Here is a 24,734-nt window from a genome sequence, read left to right on the forward strand (position 1 = left end):
TCGCCGGGCACCACCCGGCGTCCCGATGCGGCAAACCGTAAGGAGCGCCACGTTGCCCCCACGTTGCGCGCGATCCGGCGACGTCGCATCCCGGCCCGGTCGTATGGAGGTCGGGCCCCCGAACAGCGGGTATGCTCGCCACCCCGGGGGACGAACGCCGGGACGGATCGACCCGCGCCGGCGCGGGGCATCACGTGGGAGCAGGGCACCGGGTGTGCCCCGGCCGTGGCGGGAGGCGACGTGAGCGGAGCCGAGGGCGGCACCTCCCCCGACGAGCTGGTGGCCGACGCGAACCGCCTGCGGCGCATCTACGACGACGGGCTCGGCGCCGGCGGCTCGGCCGGCGCACCGCGACCGGTCGTGTCCGACTCCTGGCAGCGCAGCCTGGCCGCGCACGTCGACCCGGAGGGCAGGCTCCCCCCGCTCGTCTACCTCGCCGACGAGCTGAAGGAGGTCCGGACCGGCCACCCGCTGCACGCGGTGATGCCGCTGCTCCGCTCCACGCTCGTGAGCATCGCCGACGAGGCGATGCACGTGATGCTCGTGACCGACGCCGACGGCACCGTCCTGTGGCGCGACGGCGCACACGGCCTGCTGCGCTCCGCCGACGACGTCGGGCTCGTCGAGGGCACCCGCTGGGCCGAGGAGACCATCGGCACCAACGCGATGGGGACCGCGCTGGCCGTCGACCAGCCGGTCCGGATCCACTCCGCCGAGCACCTCGTGCGGACCTACCACGACTGGACCTGCGTCGCGGCTCCCGTGCACGACCCGGACACCGGCGACACCATCGGCGCCATCGACATCTCCGGCCCGCTGCACACCGTGCACCCCGCGCTGGTGCAGCTGGTGACGGCGACCGCGCACCTCGCGGAGAACCAGCTGCGGGTGCGGCTGGCGATCGCCGACGAGCGGCTGCGGGTCAAGAACATGCCCCACCTGACGGCGTTGCGCGGCTCCGAGGGCGCCCTGCTGTCCCCGAGCGGCCGGGTCATCGCCAGCGAGCCCTACGGCCTGTTCCCCGAGCGGATCCGGCTCGACGACGGCGTCGACCGGGTGCAGCTCGGCGACGGCCGGGAGATGGCCGTCGAGAAGCTTGCCGAGGGCTACCTGCTGGTGCCGCCGTCGCGACGGCGCGGGCGTGTGGTCGCGGCGGTGCCGCCCGAGACGGCACGCCCGCTGGAGCTGCGCTTCACCGGCGGGGGCGGGCCGCGCGTCACCCTCGACGGCGAGGAGTTCGCGGCCACCCTGCGCCCGGCCGAGATCCTCACGGCGCTGGCGCTGCACCCCGACGGGCTCTCCGGCGAGCAGCTGACCCTGATGCTCTACGGCGAGGACGGCAACCCGACCACCCTGCGCGGCGAGATCCACCGCCTGCGGTCGTCGCTGGGGGCGGAGCTGCTGCTCACCCGTCCGTACCGGCTCGCGACCGGGCCCCAGGCCGACTTCCTGCGGGTCCGGGACGCGCTGCGGGACGGCCGGGTGTCCGAGGCGCTCGACTCCTGCCACGGCGAGCTGCTGCCCCGTTCCGACGCGCCCGCCGTGCGCGAGCTGCGTGACGAGCTGCTGGTCGGGCTGCGGCACGCGGTGCTCGCCTCGGACGACGTCGCGCTCCTGCACCGCTTCGTCGTGCACCCGCTGGGGACCGACGACCTGGAGGCGCACGAGCTGCTGCTGGACCTGCTCGACCGGGACGACCCGCGCCGCGCCGCCGTCGCCGCGCGGGCCGAGCACCTGCGGGACTGACCCGGCCCGGTCGACCCGGTGACCCGGCCGACCCGGGTCAGGTCCGTGCGGCCAGCGGGCTGTCCGGCTCCAGCTCCAGCTCCCCCGCGCGCCACAGGGCCGCATACCGACCGCCCGCGCGGACCAGCTCGTCGTGGGTGCCCTCCTCGGCGATCCGGCCGCCGGACAGCACCACGATCCGGTCCGACCGCCGGGCGGTCTGCAGCCGGTGGGCGACGACGAACGCGGTCCGCCGCGACGCCACCCGCTCCCCCGCCGCCAGCACGGTGGCCTCGGTGGCCGGGTCCAGCGCCGCGGTCGCCTCGTCGAAGATCAGCACGTCCGGGTCGACCAGCTCGGCCCTCGCGAGCGCGACGAGCTGCCGCTGTCCCGCCGACAGGCCCTGCCCCCGCTCGCCGACGGGGGTGTGGAACCCCTGGGGCAGCGACCGCACCAGGCCCAGCGCCCCGACCGCGCGGGCCGCGGCCTCGATCCGCTCCGGCGGGGCGTCCGGGCGGCCGTAGGCGATGTTGGAGGCGACGTCACCGGTGAACAGGTGCGCCTCCTGCGGGACCACCCCGAGCCGGGACCGGTACCCGGCCAGCGGGAAGCGGCGCACGTCGACGCCGTCGACGCGGACCTGGCCCTCGCCGGTGTCGTAGAACCGGGCGATCAGCTTGATCAGCGTCGACTTCCCGGCGCCGGTCGCGCCCACCAGCGCGACGGTCTCACCCGCACCGACGCGCAGCGACACGTCGTCGAGGGCGGGGGCGTCGACCCCCGGGTAGCGGAACGTCACGTGGTCGAGCTCGACCTCGCCGCGCAGCCGCGACGGCACCGGCACCGGCCGCTGCGGCTCGTCCGGGACCGAGGTGGGCGTGCGCAGCAGCTCCGAGATCCGGTTCAGGCCGACCCGGGCCTGCTGGTAGCCGTCGAACACCTGCGACAGCTGCTGCACCGGGCCGAAGAACAGGGTCAGGTACAGCAGGAACGCGGTGAGCACACCCGGGGTGATGTCCCCGCCGACGATCCGGGTGCCGCCGACGAACAGCACCACCGCCGTCGCGATGTCGGACAGCAACCCCACGAACGGGAAGTAGGTGGCGATGTAGCGCTGCGCGCGCAGCCGCGACCGACGGTAGGCGTCGGACCGCTCGCCGAAGCGGTCGTAGCTCAGCTCCTCGCGGACGTAGGCCTGCGCGATGCGGACCCCGGACACGTTCTCCTGCAGGTCGGCGTTGACCACGCTGACCCGCTCGCGGGCCTCGGCGTAGGCGCGGGAGGAGAACCGGCGGAACACCACGGTGCCGACCGCGAGCAGCGGCAGCAGCCAGCCCAGCGCGTACAGCGCGAGCTCCGGGTCGGTGAGCACCAGGGCGGTCGCGACCCCGCCGATCGTCAGGAGGCTGACGACGGCCTGCGCCAGCCCGGTCTGCAGGAACGTGGACAGCGCGTCCACGTCGGTGGTCATCCGGGTCATGATCCGGCCGGACAGCTCCCGCTCGTAGAAGTCGAGGCCGAGCCGCTGCAGGTGCGCGTAGCTGCGCAGCCGCAGCAGGTAGAGCAGGCTCTCCCCGGCCCGGGCGGTGACCAGCGTCTGGAACCCGACGACCACCGCGTCCAGCACGACGATCAGCAGCCCGGCCAGCGCCGCCAGCAGCAGGACCCGAGTGGCGCCGTCGGCGATGCCGTCGTCGACGGCGATCCGGGCGATGCTCGGCAGGGCCAGGGTCGCCAGCGCGTCCACGGTCATCAGCGCGACGCCGAGCACCAGCAGCCAGCGCACCGGCCGCAGCAGCGAGGACAGCCGGAACGCGGGGTCGGGGGCCGTCGGGTCGTCGTCGCCGTGCAGCCGGGGCGTCTCGGTCACCGGGGGCAGCTTCGCGACGGACTCGAGCAGCTCGGGGGTCGCGCTGATCCCGCCCGCCCACCCGGCCGCGCCGCCTCCGCCGCCGCGGGTCAGGGCCCGGTCCGGGTCCTGCTCGACGCTGACCCGCGGCCACAGCTCCGGGGTGACGGCCGGGACGGCTGCCTCGAACGCCGCCATCGTCTCGCCGGCGCCCGCCCCGCCGGTGTCGTCCGCGGGCTCGTCGCCGACCGGGGCGACGGTGGCCGCGCGGGTGCCGCCGCCCAGCTCGTCGGCGGGGCCGGTGGCCAGCAGCTCCCGGAACAGCGCGCACCGGCTGCGCAGCTCGTCCTCGGTGCCGGTGTCGACCACCTGCCCCTTGTCCAGGACCGCGATCCGGTCGGCCAGCGCCAGGGTGGACCGGCGGTGCGCGACCAGCAGCGTGGTCCGCTCGGCGGTCAGCTCGTGCAGGGTCTCGTGGATCGCGGCCTCGGTGGCGGTGTCGACCGCGGAGGTCGCGTCGTCGAGCACGAGCACCCGCGGCCGGGTGAGCATCGCCCGGGCCAGTGCGATCCGCTGTCGCTGGCCACCGGACAGGGTCAGGCCGCGCTCGCCGACCTCGGTGTCGTAGCCGTCGGGCAGGTCCTCGACGAACGACGCGACCTGCGCCGCCTCGGCGGCGGCGCGGATCTCGTCCTCGTCGGCGTCGGGGCGGCCATAGGCGATGTTGTTGCGGATGGTGTCGGAGAACAGGAACGCCTCCTCGAACACCACCCCCAGCTCGGCGCGCAGGTCGTGCAGCCGCAGGTCGCGCAGGTCCACCCCGCCGATCGCGAGACGCCCGGCCTGCGGGTCGTAGAACCGGGGCAGCAGCAGCGCCACCGTCGACTTGCCCGAGCCGGGCGGGCCGACCAGGGCGAGGGTCTCACCGGGCTCGACGCGCAGGGAGAGCCCGTCCAGGACCGGGTCGGGGGCGGCGTGGCCGTCCGGGCCGGAGCCCGCGGGCTCGTAGCCGAACCGGACGTCCTCCAGCTCGACGGTCAGGGGGCCCTCGGGGAGCGAGGCCGGACGTTCCGGGTCCACGATCCCCGGTGCGGAGTCGACGATCTCGAAGACGCGCTCGGCGCCGGCCCGGGTCAGCTGCGCGGTGACCACGAGCGCGCCGATCAGCCGGGCGGGCCCGACGAGCATGCCGACGTAGGTGGTGAACGCCAGGAACGTGCCGAGGTCGATCGTGCCCCGGGCGGCCATCCAGCCACCGATGCCGATCACCGCGACCTGCCCCAGGCCGGGCAGCGCCAGCAGCATCGGGTTGAGCCGCGCGGTCAGCCCGGCGGCCCGCAACCGCTCGCCGTAGAGCCGGCGGGCCCGGCCCTCCAGCGTGGCGGTCTCGCGGGCCTCCTGCCCGAAGCCCTTCACCACGCGCACGCCGGTGACGGTCTCCTCGACCTGCTGGGCGATCTCGGCGGCCCGCTGCTGCGCGGACCAGGTGGCCGGGAACAGCCTGCGCCGGATGCTGTTGGTGGCCAGGAACGCCAGCGGCAGCAGGACCAGCGCGACCACCGTGAGCAACGGAGACAGGTACAGCATCGCGACGACCGCGACGACCACCAGCACGACGGTGCCCGCCGACAGCGGAACCATCGACAGGAAGCCCTGCACCAGCTGCAGGTCGGAGATGGCCCGCGAGGCGACCTGGCCGGTGCGCAGCCGGTCCTGGCGGACCCCGTCCATCCGCTGCACCGCGCCGAACACCGCGCGCCGCAGGTCGTGCTGCACGTTCAGCGCCATCTTGCCGCCGAGGTAGCGGCGCACGAACGCGCCGACGAACTTCAGCACGCCCAGCACCAGGAGCCCACCGACGACCGGCGCGAGCACGCCGGTGTCCCCGCCGATCGCGCCGTTCACGCCCTCGCGGATCAGCAGCGGGCCGATCGCCTCCAGCCCGACGCCGAGCATGGACGCGACCAGCGCACCGACCGTGACGCGGCGGTGCCGCATGCAGGCCGCGGCCAGTCTGCGGATCCAGCCGGGGCCTGCGGAGGGGTGGGGAGTGGGCACGTCGCCAGGCTATGCCCGACCCCCGACAACCGGCCCGTCGACGCCGCCCGATACGGGGCATCCACCGTCGACGGCGGCAGCTCCTCCGCACCACCCCCACGGACCCGGCGCTCCGCTGTCGATCAGTACATGAGCGCTGCCGGTAGCTGGGCGGACAACGCTCATGCACTGATCGACGGGACGCGCAGCGGCACTGCTCAGGTGATGTCCCGCCGTGCCCCGACGACGGCGGCCAGCGCGATCCCTGCGGCCGTCCAGGCCGCCAGGACCAGCAGCCCGACCCAGCCGGGCGGCGGGGCGCTGACCCCGGCCAGGAACTCCAGGACGAACCGGGACTGCGCGCCCAGCCCCGCCGAGCTCACGACCGGCTCCCAGACCGCGAGGTCACCGGCGTTGCCGGGCAGGAACGGGGTCAGCCGGGCGAACACCGACGGGTCGCCGAGCGAGGACCCGTCGCCCGCGCGCAGCGCCCCGGCGATCAGGTTCTCCCCGATCAGCAGGTAGCCGACGGTGAGCGCGAGCGCCCCGGCCTGGTTGGTGACCAGGGTCCCGACGGCGACGCCGAGCACCCCCCACAGCGCGCACACCAGGATCCCGATCGCGCCCAGCCCGGCGAGCCGGCCGAGGTCGGGGAGCTGCTGGCCGCCGAGCGTCGCACCGCCGAGCAGCGGGCCGACCACGACGAGGGCCAGTGCGTACAGCCCGGCGACGACGGCGGCGATCACCGCCTTGGCCGCGAGCACCTGGCCCCGGGACCCGGTCAGGTAGGCCAGCGTGACCGTGCGGTGCCGGAAGTCGCCGGTGCCCAGCAGGGTCCCGAAGGCGGCGCCGACGATCGCGGTCATGGTCAGGGCCGACGCCAGGCCCGCGAGCATCAGGATCGAGGAGGTCTCGGTGGCCTGCGGCACGAGCAGCTGCAGGATGCTGCCGAGCAGGCTCTGGGCCAGCGCGAGCAGCAGCACCGGGAGGAACAGCAGCCACCACACCCGGGTGGACAGGGTCTTGCGGACCTCCGCGGTCAGCACCGCGCGGAAGCGGTCGAGGCTCACGGTCGCCATCAGCGCTGCTCCTCCCCGGCGAGCAGGCGCAGGAACATCTGTTCCAGCCCGGCCCGCTCCTCGCTCATCCCGTACACGGCGACGCCCGCGGCGAGCGCCAGGTCCCCGACGCGGACCGCGTCGGCCCCGCCGACGGCCAGCACGCCGTCGTCGACGCGGTCGATCTCGGTGATCCCGTCCGTGGCGAGCGCCTCGGCCAGCCGGGCCGGGTCCGCGGCGCGCACGAGCACGCGCGAGCCGTGGCCGGCGCGCAGCTCGGCGACGGTGCCGTCGAAGCGGCAGGCACCACGGTCGATGACGACCAGCCGCTGCGCGGTCAGCTCCATCTCGGCCAGCTGGTGGGAGGAGACGAGCACGCTGCGCCCCGACGCGGCGAAGGCCTGCAGGAACGAGCGCAGCCAGGCGATGCCGTCGGGGTCCAGGCCGTTGCCCGGCTCGTCGAGCACGAGGATGCGCGGGTCGCCGAGCAGTGCCACCGCCAGGGCCAGCCGCTGGTTCATGCCGAGCGAGAACCCACCCGCCGAGCGGTCCGCGGCGGCGGCCAGGCCCACCAGGGTGAGCACCTCGTCGACCCGGGTGTCGGGCACGCCGATCGCAGCGGCCGCGGCGCGCAGGTGTGCGCGGGCGGTGCGTCGCGGATGCACCCCCTGCACCTCCAGCACCGCGCCGACGACGCGGCCGGGCGAGACCAGCGCGGAGAACGGCACCCCGTCGACGAGCGCGCGCCCGGTGCTGGGCACGACCAGGCCGAGGATCATCCGCAGCGTCGTCGTCTTGCCCGAGCCGTTGGGCCCGAGGAACCCGGTCACCGAGCCGGGCTCGACGGTGAACGACAGGTCGTGCACGGCCTCGACCGGGCCGAACCTCTTGCCGAGCCCCTCGACGACGATCCGCCCGCTCCCGGCCGCCGTCGCCGGGTCCGTGGACGCGGTCTCCTGCACTCCGGTCTCCGTCCGTCTCGCGTCGCGCCCCGGGGTTCGCACCGGGGCATCGCCTGCCGCCAATCCTCGCCCAGCCCGGGATCGCGGCGGGAGGCGGGCCCCGCACCGTTCCGGGCGGCGCGGGACCGACCGGACCGTGGCCGTCGGGGCCCCGACCGCTACACGGTGGCGCGGACCGCCGCCTCGACGGCCGCGGCGAGCGTGTCCAGGTACGGGTCGTCGCACGCCGCCCCCGTGACCAGCACCCGGAACAGCAGCGGGGCGATCAGGAGGTCGACCGCGAGATCGACGTCCACCGACGGCGGCAGGTCCCCCCGCGCGATCGCCGCGCGGAGCATCTGCACGCCGACCTCCCGCCGCGGACCGGCCACGTCCGTCTGCAGCACCTCGGCCAGCGCCGGGGTGTGGCGGAGCTCGGCGAGCAGCGTCGGGACCACCGCCGCCACCACCGGGGTGGCCACCTGGTCGCGCAGGGCACCGAGCAGCTCACGCAGGTCGCTGCGGAACGCCCCGGTCGCCGGGGCGGGCGGCAAGGTGTCGGCGACGGCCTGGCGGACCAGGTCGGCCAGCATCTGCTCCTTCGACGACCAGCGGCGGTAGAGCGCCGCCTTGCCCACACCCGCACGCCGGGCGACCGCCTCCATCGACAGGCGGGCGTACCCGGACGCGGCCAGCTCGGCGAAGGCCGCGGACACGATCGCCTCGGTGACACGGGGGCGCAGCACCGATCCGCCGCCGGTGGTTCGTCGGAGCGTCACGCCGACATCCTAGCCGCCGACGGAACGCTTGCGTTCCGTCGGTCGTCGACCCAGCCTCGGACACCAAAACGGAACGGCACCGTTCCGTCGAAGGAACGGAGGGATGCGATGTCCACGTCCACCGGCGACCGGGTCCGACTGCTGACCACCGGCCTCGAGGCCTTCCACCGGGAGGACGCCGAGACGTTCATGGCCATGTACCGCGAGGACGCCGTGCACGAGTTCCCGTTCGCCCCGGAGGGGATGCCCACACGCGTCGAGGGCCGGGAGGCCATCGAGGCCTGGATGCGCACCGTGCCCGATCTCCTGACCCTCGACGGCGGGATGCACGACCTGCGGATCCACGAGGGCGGCGACACCCTGACCGCCGAGTGGTCCTCGACCGGCCACTTCGCCGACGGGACCCCGGCCGCGATCTCCTACGTCGCGGTGGTCACCTTCGACGGCGATCTGGTCGCGCGCTACCGCGACTACATCAACCCCCTCGACCTGCGGCCCGCCTTCCCCGCCGCCTGCCACTGACGCCCGGGCCCCGTCCGACGTCACACAGGGCGCGATGCCGCTGTTCCACGTCGACGGGACCAGCGACGCGTTCGTCGCGCCGGCCCGGGGCGCGCGGATCGTGATGACACGGACGCCCGGCCGGCGTCGGCGACGTCGCCGTCATCGGGGCGCCCGACGACCGCCGGGGCGAGGCGCCGAAGGCCTGCGTCGCACCCTCCCCCGGCGCCCGCATCGACCCCGAGGACCTGCCGGTTCATGCGCGCGCCCACCGCGCGTCGTTCACATGTCCGACGACCGTCGACGCCCTGTCGGGGCCCCCTCGCAGCCCGACCGGCAAGATCGTCGAGAAGGACCTCCGGCCACCGTTCCAGGTGATGTGGCGCCGGTCTCATACTGAGACACGCCGAAACTTGACTGACTCAAGAAAAGCGGGCAGGCTCGCCGCCGTGTCGAACGCATCGGACTACGAGGGCATGTTGCGTGGAGCGTCGCTGCGCGTGACGCGTCCTCGCCTGGCCGTGCTGCAGGCGGTCCACTCCCACCAGCACGCGGACACGGAGTCGATCATCCGTGTCGTGCGGGAGGACCTCGGGGAGGTGTCGCACCAGGCCGTCTACGACGTGCTGCGTGCGCTGCACTCCTCAGGGCTGGTCCGACGGATCCAGCCCACCGGCTCCGTCGCGCGGTACGAGGCGCGGGTCGGCGACAACCACCACCACGTGGTCTGCCGATCCTGTGGCGCCATCGCCGACGTCGACTGCGCCGTCGGCTCCGCACCCTGTCTCACCGCCTCCGACGACAGCGGCTTCGTGATCGACGAGGCCGAGGTCGTCTACTGGGGACGGTGCCCCGACTGCTCATCCACTGATCCCGAGAGGATGTCCCGTGTCTGACGAGCACCCCACCGTCGAGAGCGAGATGAACCGCGAGCAGGACGGCGGTTGCCCCGTCGCCGCCGGTCGCATCGCGCACCCCACCGAGGGTGGCGGCAACCAGAGCTGGTGGCCCAACCAGCTCAACCTGAAGATCCTCCGCAAGCACGCTCCCGCGTCGGACCCGATGGAGCCGGACTTCGACTACGCGAAGGAGTTCGCGACCGTCGACCTCGACGAGCTCGCGCGCGACGTCGACGCCGTCATCACCACCTCGCAGGACTGGTGGCCGGCCGACCACGGCAGCTACGCCGGGTTCTTCATCCGGATGGCCTGGCACTCCGCGGGCACCTACCGGACCTACGACGGCCGCGGCGGCGCGGGCGCCGGCATGCAGCGCTTCGCCCCGCTGAACAGCTGGCCGGACAACGGCAACCTGGACAAGGCCCGCCGGCTGCTCTGGCCGGTCAAGCAGAAGTGGGGCCGCAAGGTCTCCTGGGCCGACCTGATGGTCTTCGCGGGCAACCGCGCGCACGAGATCTCCGGCTTCCCGATGTTCGGCTTCGCCGGCGGCCGCGCCGACGTGTGGGAGCCCGACGAGGACGTGTACTGGGGCTCGGAGAACGTCTGGCTGGGCAACGAGGCGCGCTACGGCGGCAGCAAGGACTTCGCCCACCGCGAGCTGGAGAAGCCGCTCGGCGCGTCGCACATGGGCCTGATCTACGTCAACCCGGAGGGCCCGGACGCCAGCGGTGACCCGATCGCCGCCGCGCGCGACATCCGCGAGACCTTCGGCCGGATGGCGATGAACGACGAGGAGACCGCGGCGCTGATCGTCGGCGGCCACACCCTCGGCAAGACCCACGGTGCCGCCAACCCCGACGAGAACGGCAACGTCGGCCCCGAGCCGGAGGCCGCCGACATCACCGAGCAGGGCCTGGGCTGGAAGCAGAACTACGGCAAGGGCAAGGGCCGCGACGCCATCACATCCGGGCTCGAGGTCATCTGGACCCGCACCCCGAACCGGTGGAGCCACGACTACCTCAAGCACCTCTACGCCTACGAGTGGGAGCTGGAGGAGTCGCCGGCCGGCGCCAGGCAGTTCGTCGCCAAGGACGGCCCGGAGGTCATCCCGGACCCCGAGCCCGGCTACCCGAACCGCAAGCCGCGGATGCTGGTCACCGACGTCGCGCTGCGCGTGGACCCGGTCTACGGCGAGATCACCCGTCGCTGGCTGGACAACCCGTCCGAGTTCGAGGACACCTACCGTCGCGCCTGGTACAAGCTGACCCACCGCGACATGGGCCCGAAGGAGCGCTACATCGGCGCCTGGGTGCCGCAGGAGGAGCTCCTGTGGCAGGACCCGGTCCCGGCCGTCGACCACCCGCTGGTGGACGCCGACGACGTCGCGTCGATCAAGGCGAAGGTCCTGGAGTCCGGCCTGTCGGTCACCGACCTGATCAAGACCGCCTGGGCCGCGGCCTCGTCGTTCCGCCAGTCCGACAAGCGCGGTGGCGCCAACGGCGGCCGCATCCGCCTGGAGCCGCAGCTGCAGTGGGAGGTCAACGACCCCGACACGCTGCGCCAGGTCGTCTCGGCGCTGGAGTCGCTCCAGTCCGAGATCAACGGCTCCCTGACCGGCGGCAAGAAGATCTCCTTCGCCGACCTCGTCGTGCTGGCCGGTGCCGCCGCCCTGGAGAAGGCCGCCAAGGACGGCGGGCACGACATCACCGTGCCGTTCGTCCCGGGCCGGACCGACGCCACCCAGGAGAAGACCGACGTCGAGTCGTTCTCCTACCTGGAGCCCACCGCCGACGGCTTCCGCAACTACCGCGGCAAGGGCCACACCCTGCCCGGCGAGTTCCTGCTCGTCGACCGCGCGAACCTGCTCGGCGTCTCCGCCCCGGAGATGACCGTGCTGGTCGGCGGCCTGCGCGTGCTGGGCGCCAACACCGGCGGGTCGACGGCCGGCGTGTTCACCGACCGGGTCGGCACGCTGTCCAACGACTTCTTCACCAACCTGCTGGCCGGCGACGTCCAGTGGCGCTCGGTGGCCGGCGACGACGACTCCTTCGAGGCCGTCGACGCCTCCGGGAACGTCAAGTGGACCGGCACCCGCGCCGACCTGGTCTTCGGGTCGAACTCCGAGCTGCGCGCCGTCGCCGAGGTCTACGCCTCCGACGACGCGAAGGAGAAGTTCGTCCGCGACTTCGTCGCCGCCTGGGACAAGGTCATGATGGCCGACCGCTACGACGTCTGATCGTCGCGTAGCAGCACGTCACGACGCCCGGGCCGGGTCACCGGCCCGGGCGTCGTCATGTCCGGCCCCCCGCACGGACCCTGAGCTGCATCTCGACGCATTCCGGACACCGAGATGCAGCTCAGCGGGCTGGGGAGATCCACAACTCCCGCTGAGCTGCATCTCGGCGGGTCGGCGCCGGCGGTGCCGGTCGACGGGCGTCCCGTGGACCGGGGCGTCAGTGCTGCAGCAGCCGTGGGGCCCAGGTCCCGGCACGCGGGCGGACGGCCCACCACAGACGGGCGTAGGCGGAGTGCAGGGAGTCCCGCACCCGCGGACGGGGGCGGCCGCGACCGAGACGGTGAGCCTCGGCCTCGCGGTGCAGGTCCGCCATCCGCGCCCGCGCGAGCCGGGCCCAGTGGTCCTCGATCACGACCCGCCTCCCGGCGGTTCGGACGGGGTGATCTCGTGCGGCGGTCGCGGGAGCCACGTGCCGAAGAAGAACTCGACCGGACGTGCCCCCGGCGGACGGACCGACGGGTCGTGCTGCCGCTGCTCGAACCGTCGCGAGACGGCGATCAGCTCGTCGTGCAGCGCGCCGAGCTCCTCAGCGGTCATCCAGGTGGAGCCCGCCGAGAACCCGGCACCCTCACGCCACTCGGGTGCCTCGGCCCCGGCGCGCCGGAACCACCGCTTCATCTTCTCGGCGACCCGGTCGACGTAGACCTCCGACAGCGTCTCCGCCGCCATCGCGGTCTCCGGCTCCATGCCGTCCTCGACGCCCCAGGACTGGCCGTAGCGGACGAGCTTCCAGGGCTTCTCCCGGCCGCGGCCGCCCTCGGCCGGCTCGACGAAGCCGTACTTGGCGAGGATCCCCAGGTGGTACGCGCAGCTGGCCACGCTCTCGCCGGTGAGCTCGGCGCACCGGGTGGCCGTCGCGGTCCGTTCGAGCCCGACCACCTCCAGCAGCTCCACCCGCAGCGGATGGGACAGCGCGCGCAGCCGCGCGGGGTCGGTGAGGGTGTAGGGCTCCTTCGGCACAGAAGTCAACATACCTTTATCAAGATACTTTGAGCAAGGAGTGCTGATACGACTCGACCGCGCCGCGATGCAGCCGAGGGCTGCCCCGGCGCACGTGCGCACAGCCCTGACCCGCATCGCGACATCCGAGGGTCGTCGAGATGCAGCTCAGCGGGAGCTGTCGATCTCCACGGCCCGCTGAGCTGCATCTCGGCGACCGGCGGGCCGGACAGCGGGGCGGGCGGCGGGCCGGGCGATGGGCCGACCGGCGAGCCGGGCGGCGGGCCAACCGGCGGGCCGGGCGATGGGCCGACCGCCGGGCCGGGCGGCGGGCCGGGCGGCGGGCCGGGACGGGACGGCAGAGCGGCGGCGCGACCGGAATGCGCGACGGGCGGGATCACCCCAGCCCGTCGAGCACCCCCGCGAGCTCCGACGGCGCGGAGAGCATCGGCCAGTGCCCCGTCGGCAGCGCCACGAACGTCCACTCCGGACCGTCCATCTCCGCGAACCCGGGCACCCCGGCGTCGATCAGCTCGCGGGCATCGGCGGGGGTGAAGCTGCAGGCCACGACGGTCTTCGGCAGCGAGGGATCGGGCGTTCCGCGACGGGCGCCGGTGAGCACCACCCCGGGCGGCTCGGCCGTCGAGCGGGCACGGACGTCGTCGAAGACGGTGTCGGGGATGCCTGCGGTGCTGCTGCCCGCGGCGTCGAGCTCGGCGCGGGACGGCATCGGCAGTGCACCGTGCTCGGCGAGGGTCGCCCGGGTCGCGGCCTGCGCGTCGGGCGGAGTGAAGTCGATCTGCGCGACCCCGTCGGGCAGCGGTCCGGTGTCGACGAACACCAGGTGCGCGACCCGGTCCCGGGCCCGCTCGGCCGCCGCCGCGCAGACCGGGCCCGCGCCGCTGTGACCGACGAGCACGACCGGCTCGCCCGCGCCACCCAGCGCGGCGAGCACGTCGTCGACGCGGGTCCGGGCGGTGGCCCCGGGCCCGTGACCGAGGTCGAGCGCGGTGACGTCGTGCCCGCGGGCGCGCAGGTCGCCCGCGACCGCGCTCCATGCCGTCGCGTCGATCCAGAACCCGGGAACCAGCAGGTAGCTCGTCATGCCCCGAGCCTGGCGGCGGACGAGGACGGTTCCGGTCCTCGTGCTAGTTCTTCTGCTGCTCGGCCTTCAGCCGAGCGGCCTCGCGCTGGCTCTCGGCGCGGGTGGCGCGCTCACGGGCCAGCCACTCGGGCTCCTCGGCCTTGATCGCGGCGATCTGCTCGGTGGTCAGCGGCTCGGTGATCCCGGCGCGGGCCAGTCCCGAGATCGACACCCCGAGCCGGTCCGCGACGACCGGGCGCGGGTGCGGCCCGGTGGCGCGCAGCTCGCGCAGCCACTCCGGCGGGTCGGCCTGCAGCGCGTCGAGCTCGTCGCGGGAGACGACCCCCTCGCGGAAGTCGGCGGGGGTGGCGTCGAGGAGCACACCGAGCTTCTTCGCCGCGGTCGCGGGCTTCATCGTCTGGGCGGACCTCTGGCGCGTCATGTCACCAGGCTAGGCGGCTAGCCTCGACCGGTGACCGCCACGTCCTTCCACCTCGGCTACGTCCCGGGCGTCACCCCCGGCAAGTGGACCCGGATGTGGGCCGAGCGCCGCCCCGGGGTCCCCCTGGAGCTGCACACGGTGAGCCCGGCCGAGGCCGCGGACCTGGTCCGCGCGGGCACGGTGGACGCGGCCGTCGCCCGGCTGCCGATCGACCGGACCGGACTGCACGCGATCCCGCTCTACACCGAGACGACCGTGGTGGTGGTCCCGAAGGAGCACGTGGTGACCGCGGCCGACGAGGTGACCGTCGCCGACCTGACCGACGAGATCGTCCTGCGCACCGGCGACGACACCCTCGACTGGCCCGACGGGCCGCCCGGCCGGGCCGCGGAGTACACCCCGCCGACGACGGCCGAGGCGGTCGAGATCGTCGCGGCGGGGGTCGGGCTGCTGGTCGTCCCGCAGTCGCTGGCCCGGCTGCACCACCGCCGGGACCTCACCTACCGGCCGTTGGTCGACGCGCCGGGCTCCGGCGTCGCGCTGACCTGGCCGGACGCCGAGAACAGCGACCTGATGGAGGAGTTCATCGGGATCGTGCGCGGCCGCTCGGCACACAGCACCCGGACCCGGCGCAGCGAGCCACCGGCCGCGCCGGCGCGCCGCCCCGCGTCGACGGCGGCGAAGCGGCGACCGGCCCGGCGTCGCCGCTAGCCCCCCCCCCCCCGGACACGACGACGCCCCCGGCGCACGGGGCACCGGGGGCGTCGGGCGTATGACGCGGACGGGTCAGGCCGCGGCAGGCACCGGCTTCTGCGAGAGCTTCTCGAGGCGGCGCGTGGTGGGCCAGCGGACGGCGGTCGCCCAGCCGAGCTTCTCGAAGCCGCGGATGACGGCGGCCGAGATGTCGATCTGGCCCTTCTTCACACCGTGCCGGGCGCAGGTCGGGTCGGCGTGGTGCAGGTTGTGCCAGGACTCGCCGAAGGACAGGACCGCCAGCCACCAGACGTTGGCGGACTTGTCACGGGAGGCGAAGGGGCGCTCGCCCCAGATGTGGCAGATCGAGTTGATCGACCAGGTGACGTGGTGCAGCACCGCGACGCGGACCAGACCGGCCCAGAAGAACGCGGTGAACGCGCCCCACCAGGACATGGTCACCAGACCGCCGATGAGCGCCGGGCCCGCCAGGCTGAAGACGACGATCAGCGGGAACGCCTTCTCAACGCGCATCATGTCGCGGTCAGCGAGCAGGTCCGGGGCGAACCGCTTCATGTTGGTGAGGTCGCGGTCGAACAGCCAGCCCAGGTGCGAGTGCCAGAAGCCCTTGACCAGCGCCGAGGCGCCGGTGCCGTAGAGCCACGGCGAGTGGGGGTCGCCCTCCTTGTCGGAGAACGCGTGGTGGCGGCGGTGGTCGCCGACCCAGTCGAGCACGCTGCCCTGCAGCGAGATGCTGCCGGCGATCGCCAGGGCGATCCGCAGCGGACGGTTCGCCTTGAACGAGCCGTGGGTGAAGTAGCGGTGGAAACCGACGGTCACACCCAGGCCGCTGACGGCGTAGAAGACGACGAACAGCGCGACGTCGACCCACCCGAGACCCCAGCCCCAGGCGAGCGGGACGGCGGCGAACAGCGCGAGCGTCGGGAGGATCACGAACAGTCCGACCAGGAACATCGCGCCGGGCGGGCGCTGCCCGTCGACGATCGGAGCGGGCGTCCGCTTCTCGGACGTGCTGCGGGGTGGTGCGGCCTCGAGCGTCATGCGTCCCACTGTCGCGGCACCCCTACCCCGCGGGCAGTGCGGTTAACCCCCCTGTTCGGATTCGGGTTCCGCCCCGGCCCGGACTTGACCGACGAGTAACTTGTGAGTACTGAACGGGGAGTGAAGCTCTCCACCGTCCTCCCCTACGGCGACGACCCGATCCGCAACGCGGACGCCGTCACCGACATGGAACGCGCCGGCCTCGACGTCGTCTGGGCCGCCGAGGCGTACTCGTTCGACGCCGTCTCCCTGCTCGGCTACCTCGCCGCCCGCACCGAGCGTCTCGAGATCGGGTCGGCGATCCTGCCGATCTACTCGCGCACCCCGACCCTGACCGCGATGACCGCGGCCGGCCTCGACGCCCTGTCCGACGGTCGGTTCAACCTGGGCCTCGGCGCGTCCGGCCCGCAGGTCATCGAGGGCTTCCACGGGGTCGCCTACGACAAGCCGGTCGGGCGCACGCGCGAGATCATCGAGATCTGCCGCAAGGTCTGGAAGCGGGAGGAGAAGCTCACCAACGACGGGCTCTACCCGATCCCGCTGCCCGGCGGCACCGGCCTCGGCAAGCCACTGAAGATCATCAACCACCCGAAGCGCGCCGACATCCCGGTCTGGGTCGCCGCGCTGGGCGAGAAGAACCTGGAGATGACCGCGGAGCTGGCGAACGGCTGGCTCCCGCACGTCGTGCTGCCGGAGAAGATCCAGGAGGTCTTCGGGCCCGCGCTGCAGGCCGGCTACGCCAAGCGCGCCCCCGAGCTGGGTCCGCTGCAGATCACCGGCGGCGGGATCGTCGCGCTCGAGGAGGAGTTCTTCGAGCCCGCCCGCCAGGCCGCCCGCGGCCTCTACGCGCTCTACATCGGCGGCATGGGGGCGCGCGGGAAGAACTTCTACAACACCGTGTTCGCCAAGCAGGGCTACGCCGACGAGGCGAAGACCGTGCAGGACCTCTACCTGGACGGGAAGAAGGAGGAGGCCATGGCCGCCCTCCCCGCCGACTTCATCGACAAGGTCACCCTGATCGGCCCCGAGGGGCACGTCCGCGAGCGGATCGCCGCCCTGCGCGAGAACGGGATCACCCACCTGCACGTGAACCCGATGACCAACGACGTGAACCACACGTTCGAGAAGCTCAAGACCTGGATGTCGTAGGTCGACGTCCTGGGCCGATGTCCTGGGTCGACGTCCCGGGTCCCGGCTTGCCGGGCCCGCGCGGGCGTGCTCATCTGGGTGACGTGGTCGACAGCACCGTTGGTCAGGACCTCACCCCCGACGAGCGCGACGCGGTCGTGGCCGGAGCCCGGTTCGCCGGGCTCTCCGGGCCGCACCGCCTGCGCGGGCCAGGACCCGTCCGCCGTCGCGCCGGACGCCACCGCGGGCTCCGGCCGTCCGGCCGCGGCGCGGCCGCGTGAGCGCCACGCCGCCCCCCGACGGAGGGACCTGCGACATTGCGCCGTTCGGCCCAGTACCGGGGGGTCCTGTCACGGCTCGTAGGCGGGGCGTAGAGAATGTGTGACGTCATCCACGGTTCACGGTGCTCCGGGCAACCCCCGGCGGGGCACCCGCGACAGGACTCGCGACATGACGAGGAGACCGACTTGCTGGAGCTCGCCATCCGGACCTCCGACGAGCCGATCTCCCCCGGTCAGTACCGGCACACGGCGACGCACGCCTGGTGGATGGGGACCTGCTTCGCCCGCGACGAGCTCTGTGTCCACTACAGCGAGCACCTGCTCCAGCAGTGGACGCCGCTCGACCCGGCCCAGGACTGGCTGCTCGACCGCGAGCTGACCGGCCGCGTGCACTGGCTGTGCGGTGACGGCGCGGCGGCGATCGAGGACGGCTTCGACATCGCCGACCAGTGGCCCACCGGCCGCTTCCGCGCCCCGCACGGGGACTTCTACGCCGAGCTCCACGGCCACCGGCCCGCCGCGAAGGTCGGCTCGTGGGCCAACCCGACCGAGGCGTTCCTCGCCGGCCTGCCCCGCGACCCGGCGGCGATGCTGGACCGGCTGATCGCCGACAGCCCGCCCGGCCGCGGTTACACCGGCCCGTTCCCCAGCGCCGTGAGCGCGCTGCGGACCTGCCGGGTCCCCGCCGAGCTGCGCGCGGTGCTGTACGCCGCGCTGCGCCGGATGCCCGCCGTCTCCCTCGGCGAGACCGACAACCTCGACGGCGAGCGGCACCCCACCCTCGTCCACGACGACGGGCCGGTCCGCACCGAGCTGCTGATCTCCCCTGTCGACGGGCAGTACGCCGGCGAGCGCGACACCGTCCGGCGCCCGGCCCGCGTCGGCCCGCCGGTCGGCACCGTCGTCGCCGAGACGACCACGCAGACCTCCGTGGTCGACGTGCTCGGCTCCCCGCCCGGCTTCTGAATCGTGCCGCTCGCCGTCCGCGGGCGGTCGATCACGAAACGATCACGAAGTGGGACCCGGCACACTGCCCGGTCTCGTGCCAAGGGGACTAACCTGGTAGCCGGTCGCGAAAAATCGAGCAGCTATCAAGGCGGTTGACGCAGAGTGTCATCGAGCAGTACCTCCCATCAGGCGAGCGACTTCGGTCCGAACGAGTGGCTCGTCGAGGAGATGTACCAGCGCTTCCAGGAGGACCCGTCGGCCGTGGACCCGGCCTGGCACGAGTTCTTCGCCGACTACGGCAAGGGCGGTGAGAAGGCCTCCTCCTCGTCGTCCGTCGGGACCGAGGAGTCCGACGACACCTCCTCCGGCAACGGCTCCGCCCCGACCTCCTCGGGTGGTGTCACCCGCGGCGCGGGCACCGAGGACGACCAGGGCAGTGGGCACGGCACCGGGAACGGCGCCGGAAGCGGCACCGTGAGCAGCAAGGGGACCGGCGCGGCCGGCTCCGGCGACGCCCCGGCCCAGAAGGCCGTGACGAACGGCGGGAAGGCCGGGGGCAACGGCACCGCCACCTCTCGCGACGTCCCGCCGCCGGTCACCCCGAAGGCCGAGCCGCCGCCCGCCGAGGAGCGCCTGCGCACCGCGAGCGCCCCGGCACCGGCGTCGTCGAACGGGTCGTCGGCCAAGCCGGCCGCGGGCAGCGGCTCCAAGGCCGCGAAGCCGGCGCAGGACGGGGGTGGCGCGACCACCACCCCGCTGCGCGGTGCCGCGAACGCCATCGCCAAGAACATGACGTCGTCCCTCACGCTGCCGACCGCGACCAGCGTCCGTGCGGTCCCGGCCAAGCTGCTGGCCGACAACCGCATCGTCATCAACAACCACCTCAAGCGCACCCGCGGCGGGAAGCTGTCGTTCACGCACCTGATCGGCTACGCGCTGGTCCGGGCCCTGGCCGACTTCCCGAACATGAACCGGCACTTCGTCGAGACCGACGGCAAGGCCTCGGTCGCCACGCCGGAGCACGTGAACCTCGGCCTGGCCATGGACATGGCGGGCAAGGACGGCAGCCGCACGCTGATCGTCGTGTCCATCAAGGGCTGCGAGAACATGTCGTTCGCGCAGTTCTGGCAGGCCTACGAGGGCATGGTCCGCAAGGCCCGCGAGGGCAAGCTGACCGCCGAGGACTTCTCCGGCACCACGATCAGCCTCACCAACCCGGGCACGCTGGGCACGAACCACTCGGTGCCGCGGCTGACCGTGGGCCAGGGCGCGATCATCGGCGTCGGCGCGATGGAGTACCCGGCCGCGTTCCAGGGTGCGTCGGAGGAGCGGCTCGTCGAGCTCGGCATCTCCAAGATCATCACCCTGACCTCGACCTACGACCACCGGATCATCCAGGGCGCCGAGTCCGGCGACTTCCTGCGCCGGATCCACCAGCTGCTCCTCGGCGAGGACGGCTTCTACGACGACGTCTTCGCCTCGCTGCGGGTGCCGTACGAGCCGGTCCGCTGGGTGCAGGACTTCCCCGAGGGCGAGGTCGACAAGACCGCCCGCGTGCTGGAGCTGATCGAGTCCTACCGGACCCGCGGCCACCTGATGGCCGACACCGACCCGCTAAACTACCGCCAGCGCCGCCACCCCGACCTCGACGTCCTCAGCCACGGCCTGACCCTGTGGGACCTCGACCGCGACTTCGCGGTCGGCGGGTTCGGCGGGCAGAGCCACATGAAGCTGCGCGACGTGCTCGGCCTGCTGCGCAACTCCTACTGCCGCACCATCGGCACGGAGTACATGCACATCGCCGACCCCGAGCAGCGCAAGTGGCTCGAGGAGCGCATCGAGGTCCCGCACGTCAAGCCGGACTCCTCGGAGCAGAAGTACATCCTGTCCCGGCTGAACGCGGCCGAGGCCTTCGAGACCTTCCTGCAGACCAAGTACGTCGGGCAGAAGCGGTTCTCGCTGGAGGGCGGCGAGACCGTCATCCCGCTGCTCGACGCCGTGCTGGACAAGGCCGCCGAGCGCGAGCTCGACGAGGTCGTCATCGGCATGCCGCACCGCGGCCGGCTCAACGTGCTGGCCAACATCGTCGGCAAGCCGATCAGCCAGATATTCCGCGAGTTCGAGGGCAACCTCGACCCGGGCCAGGCGCACGGTTCCGGCGACGTGAAGTACCACCTCGGCGCCGAGGGCAAGTACTTCCGGATGTTCGGCGACGGCGAGACCGCCGTCTCGCTGACCGCGAACCCGTCGCACCTGGAGGCCGTGGACCCGGTGCTGGAGGGCATCGTCCGCGCCAAGCAGGACCTGCTCGACAAGGGCGACGGCGGCTTCACCGTGCTGCCGGTGCTCATGCACGGCGACGCGGCGTTCGCCGGCCAGGGAGTCGTCGCCGAGACGCTGAACCTCGCGCTGCTGCGCGGGTACCGCACCGGCGGCACCGTGCACGTCGTGGTCAACAACCAGGTCGGGTTCACCACCGCGCCGGAGCACTCGCGCTCCTCGCAGTACTGCACCGACGTGGCGAAGATGATCGGCGCACCGGTCTTCCACGTGAACGGCGACGACCCGGAGGCATGTGTCTGGGTCGCCAAGCTGGCCGTCGAGTACCGCCAGCGCTGGAACAACGACGTCGTGATCGACATGATCTGCTACCGGCGCCGGGGCCACAACGAGGGCGACGACCCCTCGATGACCCAGCCGTCGATGTACGACATCATCGACGCCAAGCGCAGCGTCCGGAAGATCTACACCGAGTCGCTGATCGGCCGTGGTGACATCACCATGGAGGAGGCCGAGCAGGCGCTCAAGGACTTCTCCAACCAGCTCGAGCACGTCTTCAACGAGGTGCGCGAGCTCGAGAAGACCCCGCCGGTGATCTCGCCGTCGATCGAGTCGGAGCAGCTCGTCCCGTCCGACCTCGACACCTCGGTCCCGCTCGAGGTCGTGCACCGGATCGGCGACGTGCACACCAACCTCCCCGAGGGGTTCGCGGTGCACAAGCGGGTCGAGCCCGTGCTGCGCAAGCGCGAGAAGATGTCCCGCGAGGGCGACGTCGACTGGGCCTTCGCCGAGCTGCTCGCCCTCGGCTCGCTGGCGATGGACGGCCGGCTGGTCCGGCTGTCCGGTCAGGACTCCCGTCGTGGCACCTTCGTGCAGCGGCACTCGGTCCTGATCGACCGGCACACCGGCGCCGAGTACTTCCCGCTGCGCAACCTGGCCGAGGGCCAGGGCCGGTTCCTGCCCTACGACTCGGCACTGTCGGAGTTCGCCGCGGTCGGCTTCGAGTACGGCTACTCGGTCGCCAACCCGGACGCGCTCGTGATGTGGGAGGGCCAGTTCGGCGACTTCGTCAACGGTGCCCAGTCGATCATCGACGAGTTCATCTCCTCCGGCGAGGCCAAGTGGGGCCAGCTCTCCGACGTCGCGCTGCTGCTGCCGCACGGCCTGGAGGGCCAGGGCCCCGACCACAGCTCCGGGCGCATCGAGCGCTTCCTGCAGCTGTGCGCCGAGGGCTCGATGACCGTCGCGCTGCCCTCGGAGCCGGCGAACTACTTCCACCTGCTGCGCCAGCACACCCTGGACGGGGTGCGCCGGCCGCTGGTGGTGTTCACGCCGAAGTGGATGCTGCGCGCCAAGCAGGTCGTCAGCCCGCTGTCGGACTTCACCGAGGGCCGGTTCCGCCCGGTCATCGACGACCCCGAGCACGCCGGCAAGGGCGAGCGCGTCTCCGGCGTGAAGCGGGTACTCTTCTGCTCCGGCAAGATCTACTGGGAGCTGGCCGCGGCACGCGACAAGCGCCGCAAGAACGGCGACGAGTCGGTCGACGAGGCCGCGCTGGTCCGGGTCGAGCGGCTCTACCCGATGCCGGCCGAGGAGATCGCCGCCGTCCTCGAGCGTTACCCCGAGGCCGCCGGTGACGTCCGCTGGGTCCAGGAGGAGCCGGCCAACCAGGGCTCGTGGCCGTACTACGGCCTGGAGCTGCCGCAGAAGCTCCCGCAGCTGCAGGGCAACTTCACCCGGGTGTCCCGGCGGAGGATGGCGGCCCCGGCCGCCGGCTCGTCGAAGGTGCACGAGGTCGAGCAGGCCGAGCTGATCGAGAAGGCGTTCGCCCGCTAGGGCACACGCGACGACGACGGCCGGGCCGGGGACTCCCCCCGCCCGGCCGTCGTGCTGTGCGGGGTCAGCGTCCGCGCACGGCACCGACGACGACCGCGGCCCCGGTCAACGCGGGCACGGCCCACTCGACCGCCCGGATCCGGCGCGCCAGGGCAGGCTCCGGCGCGGCCGGACCGGCGCCGGCCGGGGCCTCCGACCCGGCACGCCGTCCCAGGGCACCCGCGTAGGCGGTCGCGGCGAGCGCCGCGCCGGTGAGCGCGGCCCGGGAGACCGCGGCGGTGGCGGCGGCGGGCTCGCGCCGGGCACGGGCCACGTCGCGCACCAGCAGGCCCGCGCCACCGAGCAGGTGGGTGGCCATCGCGGCGCTGCCGATCCGGCCCCACCGGCCCCAGCCGGCCCCGGCGAGCCGCTCGCGCTCGGCCGGGTCGCCGACGGCGTCGAGCGCGCCGTTCAGTCCGGTGACGCCCATCAGCGACCCGCCGAACCAGGCGGCCAGTCCGACGTCGTGCAGGGTGCGGGCGAGGGGCTCGGTACGGGACATCGGTACTCCGGTGGGTCGGGGGCGGCGGGCCACGGGTGCGGCCGCACCGGACGCTAGTGCGGCCCCTCGGTGGGGTTCCCGCGGGCCGGTGGGATCCTCCGTCCGCGGTGCCACCGCACGCCGACGCTTCCGCGGTGCCACCGCACGCCGACGGTGACGGTGCGGCCACCGTGCCGCCACCCCCGGAGCGGGGTCACCGACGGGCGGCCGAGCGGTAGGTCAGCCGTCGTAGCAGGGTCTCGGCGGGCCCCCGGACACCAGCCCGGTCGAGCCGGTACGCGACGACGACGGTGAGCAGCCACACTCCCACCGCGACCAGCGACGCCGACCAGCCCGAGAGGTGGGCACCCAGCCCGAGGCCCCAGGCGGCGAGCAGCGGCACGAACAGCAGCGACTGCGCCAGGTAGCCGCTCAGCGACCGGCGGCCGAGCGCGACGAGGGCCCGGACCGGCAGCGGCGCCACCGGACGGGTGCCGAGCCGGTGCGCGACGAGGCCGAACACCGCGACGTAGCCGAGGGCGGCGAAGATCCCGGTGGCGATGTGCAGACCGGCGAACGCGCCCGGGTCCGGCAGGACGACGACGCCGACGTGCACGAGCGCCTGGGCGAGCCCCGCCGACCAGCCGACGGCGATGCCCACGACGGCGGTGCGGCGGAGCAGGGGCAGGTACCGGCCCGGCTCCTCCAGGACGCGGTGCCGCGCGGCGAGCAGCCCGAGCAGCACCGCGGCGGGCATCACCAGGGTCAGGAACGCCCCGGGGAGCGCCGCGACCCACAGTCCGAGCCGCAACGGCAGGGTGGCGAGCCAGCCCGGCGTGGACAGGGCCACCTGCTGCGCGACGGCCGTGGGCGTGCCGCCGCCGGTGAACTGTGCGAGCACGCCGGTCACCGTGGGGACGACGACGGCGAGTCCGACCAGCACGCCGGCCACGGTCCGCAGGGTGCGGTCGCTGCGGTGCAGGAACAGCGGTACCAGCACCAGGCCGAGGAGGCCGTAGGTGCCGAGGATGTCGCCCTGCCACAGCAGTGCCGCGTGGAGCAGACCGAACGCGAGCATCCACCAGTGCCGGGTGCGCAGCAGCCGTCGTGCCTGCGCATCGGTGCCGCCACCGGCGATGCGGCGGGCGTAGAGCTGCCCGCTGCCGTAGGCGAACAGGAACCCGAACAGCGTCCAGGCCCGGCCGTCGACGGCGGTGATCGTCACGATCTGGGCGATCCGGTCGGCCGGCCCGCCGTCCGCGGCGTGCAGCAGCGTGGCCCCCAGCTCCGAGGTGTAGGCGAACCAGGGGGCGTGGGCCAGTGCGATCAGCAGCAGCATCGCCCCCCGGGCGAGGTCGGGGGCGAGCGCACGGTCGCCGACCGGGGTCGGCGCGACGGTCGCCGCGGGCGGCGCGGTGGACATGGGGTCTCCTCAC

20 protein-coding genes and 1 pseudogene are annotated in these 24,734 nt (G+C 73.5%); 10 read left to right on the top strand and 11 right to left on the bottom strand.

The features are described from left to right. The first annotated feature begins 240 nt into the window (after positions 1-240). Positions 241-1,746 (top strand): helix-turn-helix domain-containing protein, encoded by a 1,506-nt coding sequence (locus Ae331Ps2_RS04825; RefSeq protein ID WP_020625397.1) that lies wholly within the window; start codon positions 241-243, stop codon positions 1,744-1,746. A 37-nt stretch (positions 1,747-1,783) separates the two neighbouring features. Here Ae331Ps2_RS04825 and Ae331Ps2_RS04830 read toward each other — a convergent pair whose 3' ends face one another. From Ae331Ps2_RS04830 to Ae331Ps2_RS04845, 4 genes are all read right to left on the bottom strand, one after another. Next, positions 1,784-5,572 (bottom strand): ABC transporter ATP-binding protein, encoded by a 3,789-nt coding sequence (locus tag Ae331Ps2_RS04830; RefSeq protein WP_083695251.1) that lies wholly within the window; start codon positions 5,570-5,572, stop codon positions 1,784-1,786. 257 nt (positions 5,573-5,829) lie between these two features. Then, complete coding sequence (locus Ae331Ps2_RS04835) at positions 5,830-6,690, bottom strand: hypothetical protein (RefSeq protein WP_075310424.1); 861 nt, start codon at positions 6,688-6,690, stop codon at positions 5,830-5,832. Continuing rightward, positions 6,690-7,631 (bottom strand): ATP-binding cassette domain-containing protein, encoded by a 942-nt coding sequence (locus Ae331Ps2_RS04840; RefSeq protein WP_075310422.1) that lies wholly within the window; start codon positions 7,629-7,631, stop codon positions 6,690-6,692. The genes Ae331Ps2_RS04835 and Ae331Ps2_RS04840 overlap by 1 nt, the downstream gene beginning before the upstream one ends. A 158-nt stretch (positions 7,632-7,789) precedes the next feature. Beyond that, a complete protein-coding gene (locus Ae331Ps2_RS04845; RefSeq protein WP_075310420.1) occupies positions 7,790-8,389 on the bottom strand; it encodes a TetR/AcrR family transcriptional regulator in 600 nt (199 codons plus the stop codon). Between the two features lie 108 nt (positions 8,390-8,497). Here Ae331Ps2_RS04845 and Ae331Ps2_RS04850 point away from each other — a divergent pair, with 108 nt between their 5' ends. The 4 genes and pseudogenes from Ae331Ps2_RS04850 to katG all read left to right on the top strand — a co-directional run bounded on the left by Ae331Ps2_RS04850 (position 8,498) and on the right by katG (position 12,025). Beyond that, complete coding sequence (locus tag Ae331Ps2_RS04850) at positions 8,498-8,911, top strand: nuclear transport factor 2 family protein (protein WP_083695253.1); 414 nt, start codon at positions 8,498-8,500, stop codon at positions 8,909-8,911. Positions 8,912-9,045: 134 nt separating this feature from the next. Beyond that, positions 9,046-9,219: pseudogene (locus Ae331Ps2_RS33045) on the top strand (long-chain fatty acid--CoA ligase); the annotation flags it as partial. Positions 9,220-9,366: 147 nt separating this feature from the next. Beyond that, the gene (locus Ae331Ps2_RS04860) at positions 9,367-9,786 is read left to right on the top strand and encodes a Fur family transcriptional regulator (protein WP_043278241.1); all 420 of its coding nucleotides are present in this window, start codon (positions 9,367-9,369) and stop codon (positions 9,784-9,786) included. Beyond that, the gene (gene katG, locus Ae331Ps2_RS04865; RefSeq protein ID WP_020623822.1) at positions 9,779-12,025 is read left to right on the top strand and encodes a catalase/peroxidase HPI; all 2,247 of its coding nucleotides are present in this window, start codon (positions 9,779-9,781) and stop codon (positions 12,023-12,025) included. The genes Ae331Ps2_RS04860 and katG overlap by 8 nt, the downstream gene beginning before the upstream one ends. A gap of 217 nt (positions 12,026-12,242) precedes the next feature. On the opposite strand, the gene Ae331Ps2_RS04870 is transcribed toward katG, so the two are convergent. The 4 genes from Ae331Ps2_RS04870 to Ae331Ps2_RS04885 all read right to left on the bottom strand — a co-directional run bounded on the left by Ae331Ps2_RS04870 (position 12,243) and on the right by Ae331Ps2_RS04885 (position 14,550). Further along, positions 12,243-12,437, bottom strand: a complete 195-nt coding sequence (locus tag Ae331Ps2_RS04870) for a hypothetical protein (protein ID WP_020623821.1) — start codon at positions 12,435-12,437, stop codon at positions 12,243-12,245. Then, a complete protein-coding gene (locus Ae331Ps2_RS04875; RefSeq protein ID WP_139318939.1) occupies positions 12,434-13,057 on the bottom strand; it encodes a helix-turn-helix domain-containing protein in 624 nt (207 codons plus the stop codon). The genes Ae331Ps2_RS04870 and Ae331Ps2_RS04875 overlap by 4 nt, the downstream gene beginning before the upstream one ends. A 364-nt stretch (positions 13,058-13,421) precedes the next feature. Beyond that, complete coding sequence (locus Ae331Ps2_RS04880) at positions 13,422-14,129, bottom strand: alpha/beta fold hydrolase (RefSeq protein ID WP_075310416.1); 708 nt, start codon at positions 14,127-14,129, stop codon at positions 13,422-13,424. Between the two features lie 43 nt (positions 14,130-14,172). Next, positions 14,173-14,550 (bottom strand): DUF5997 family protein, encoded by a 378-nt coding sequence (locus Ae331Ps2_RS04885; protein WP_043278687.1) that lies wholly within the window; start codon positions 14,548-14,550, stop codon positions 14,173-14,175. 30 nt (positions 14,551-14,580) lie between these two features. Between Ae331Ps2_RS04885 and Ae331Ps2_RS04890 the strand changes: the two genes are divergently transcribed. Continuing rightward, a complete protein-coding gene (locus tag Ae331Ps2_RS04890) occupies positions 14,581-15,261 on the top strand; it encodes a LysR substrate-binding domain-containing protein (protein ID WP_020622009.1) in 681 nt (226 codons plus the stop codon). A gap of 75 nt (positions 15,262-15,336) precedes the next feature. Here Ae331Ps2_RS04890 and Ae331Ps2_RS04895 read toward each other — a convergent pair whose 3' ends face one another. Then, positions 15,337-16,305, bottom strand: a complete 969-nt coding sequence (locus tag Ae331Ps2_RS04895; protein ID WP_020623104.1) for an acyl-CoA desaturase — start codon at positions 16,303-16,305, stop codon at positions 15,337-15,339. Between the two features lie 120 nt (positions 16,306-16,425). Here Ae331Ps2_RS04895 and Ae331Ps2_RS04900 point away from each other — a divergent pair, with 120 nt between their 5' ends. From Ae331Ps2_RS04900 to Ae331Ps2_RS04915, 4 genes are all read left to right on the top strand, one after another. After that, on the top strand, positions 16,426-17,454 hold the full coding sequence (locus Ae331Ps2_RS04900) for an LLM class F420-dependent oxidoreductase (protein ID WP_020623105.1): 1,029 nt from the start codon (positions 16,426-16,428) through the stop codon (positions 17,452-17,454). Between the two features lie 83 nt (positions 17,455-17,537). Next, a complete protein-coding gene (locus tag Ae331Ps2_RS31805; RefSeq protein WP_158071534.1) occupies positions 17,538-17,714 on the top strand; it encodes a hypothetical protein in 177 nt (58 codons plus the stop codon). Positions 17,715-17,900: 186 nt separating this feature from the next. After that, complete coding sequence (locus Ae331Ps2_RS04910) at positions 17,901-18,680, top strand: hypothetical protein (RefSeq protein WP_083695254.1); 780 nt, start codon at positions 17,901-17,903, stop codon at positions 18,678-18,680. Positions 18,681-18,890: 210 nt separating this feature from the next. After that, positions 18,891-22,778 carry a multifunctional oxoglutarate decarboxylase/oxoglutarate dehydrogenase thiamine pyrophosphate-binding subunit/dihydrolipoyllysine-residue succinyltransferase subunit gene (locus Ae331Ps2_RS04915; RefSeq protein WP_020625998.1) on the top strand — a complete coding sequence of 1,296 codons (3,888 nt, stop codon included), beginning with the start codon at positions 18,891-18,893 and terminating at the stop codon, positions 22,776-22,778. Between the two features lie 64 nt (positions 22,779-22,842). Here Ae331Ps2_RS04915 and Ae331Ps2_RS04920 read toward each other — a convergent pair whose 3' ends face one another. Then, positions 22,843-23,319, bottom strand: coding sequence for a hypothetical protein (locus Ae331Ps2_RS04920; protein ID WP_075310412.1), 477 nt, complete (start codon positions 23,317-23,319; stop codon positions 22,843-22,845). Positions 23,320-23,512: 193 nt separating this feature from the next. Continuing rightward, positions 23,513-24,721 (bottom strand): DUF418 domain-containing protein, encoded by a 1,209-nt coding sequence (locus Ae331Ps2_RS04925; protein ID WP_075310410.1) that lies wholly within the window; start codon positions 24,719-24,721, stop codon positions 23,513-23,515. Between the last annotated feature and the right edge of the window lie 13 nt (positions 24,722-24,734).

This window comes from Pseudonocardia sp. Ae331_Ps2 (assembly GCF_001932405.1).
Classification (GTDB): domain Bacteria; phylum Actinomycetota; class Actinomycetes; order Mycobacteriales; family Pseudonocardiaceae; genus Pseudonocardia.

What these genes read in the sequence shown, in the direction of transcription:
- Ae331Ps2_RS04830 (WP_083695251.1), bottom strand. Translation starts at nt 5,572, where the DNA reads ATGCGGCACCGCCGCGTCACGGTCGGTGCGCTGGTCGCGTCCATGCTC.
- Ae331Ps2_RS04835 (WP_075310424.1), bottom strand. Translation starts at nt 6,690, where the DNA reads ATGGCGACCGTGAGCCTCGACCGCTTCCGCGCGGTGCTGACCGCGGAG.
- Ae331Ps2_RS04850 (WP_083695253.1), top strand. Translation starts at nt 8,498, where the DNA reads ATGTCCACGTCCACCGGCGACCGGGTCCGACTGCTGACCACCGGCCTC.
- Ae331Ps2_RS04860 (WP_043278241.1), top strand. Translation starts at nt 9,367, where the DNA reads ATGTTGCGTGGAGCGTCGCTGCGCGTGACGCGTCCTCGCCTGGCCGTG.
- Ae331Ps2_RS04875 (WP_139318939.1), bottom strand. Translation starts at nt 13,057, where the DNA reads ATGTTGACTTCTGTGCCGAAGGAGCCCTACACCCTCACCGACCCCGCG.
- Ae331Ps2_RS04880 (WP_075310416.1), bottom strand. Translation starts at nt 14,129, where the DNA reads ATGACGAGCTACCTGCTGGTTCCCGGGTTCTGGATCGACGCGACGGCA.
- Ae331Ps2_RS04885 (WP_043278687.1), bottom strand. Translation starts at nt 14,550, where the DNA reads ATGACGCGCCAGAGGTCCGCCCAGACGATGAAGCCCGCGACCGCGGCG.
- Ae331Ps2_RS04895 (WP_020623104.1), bottom strand. Translation starts at nt 16,305, where the DNA reads ATGACGCTCGAGGCCGCACCACCCCGCAGCACGTCCGAGAAGCGGACG.
- Ae331Ps2_RS04915 (WP_020625998.1), top strand. Translation starts at nt 18,891, where the DNA reads ATGTACCAGCGCTTCCAGGAGGACCCGTCGGCCGTGGACCCGGCCTGG.
- Ae331Ps2_RS04920 (WP_075310412.1), bottom strand. Translation starts at nt 23,319, where the DNA reads ATGTCCCGTACCGAGCCCCTCGCCCGCACCCTGCACGACGTCGGACTG.
- Ae331Ps2_RS04925 (WP_075310410.1), bottom strand. Translation starts at nt 24,721, where the DNA reads ATGTCCACCGCGCCGCCCGCGGCGACCGTCGCGCCGACCCCGGTCGGC.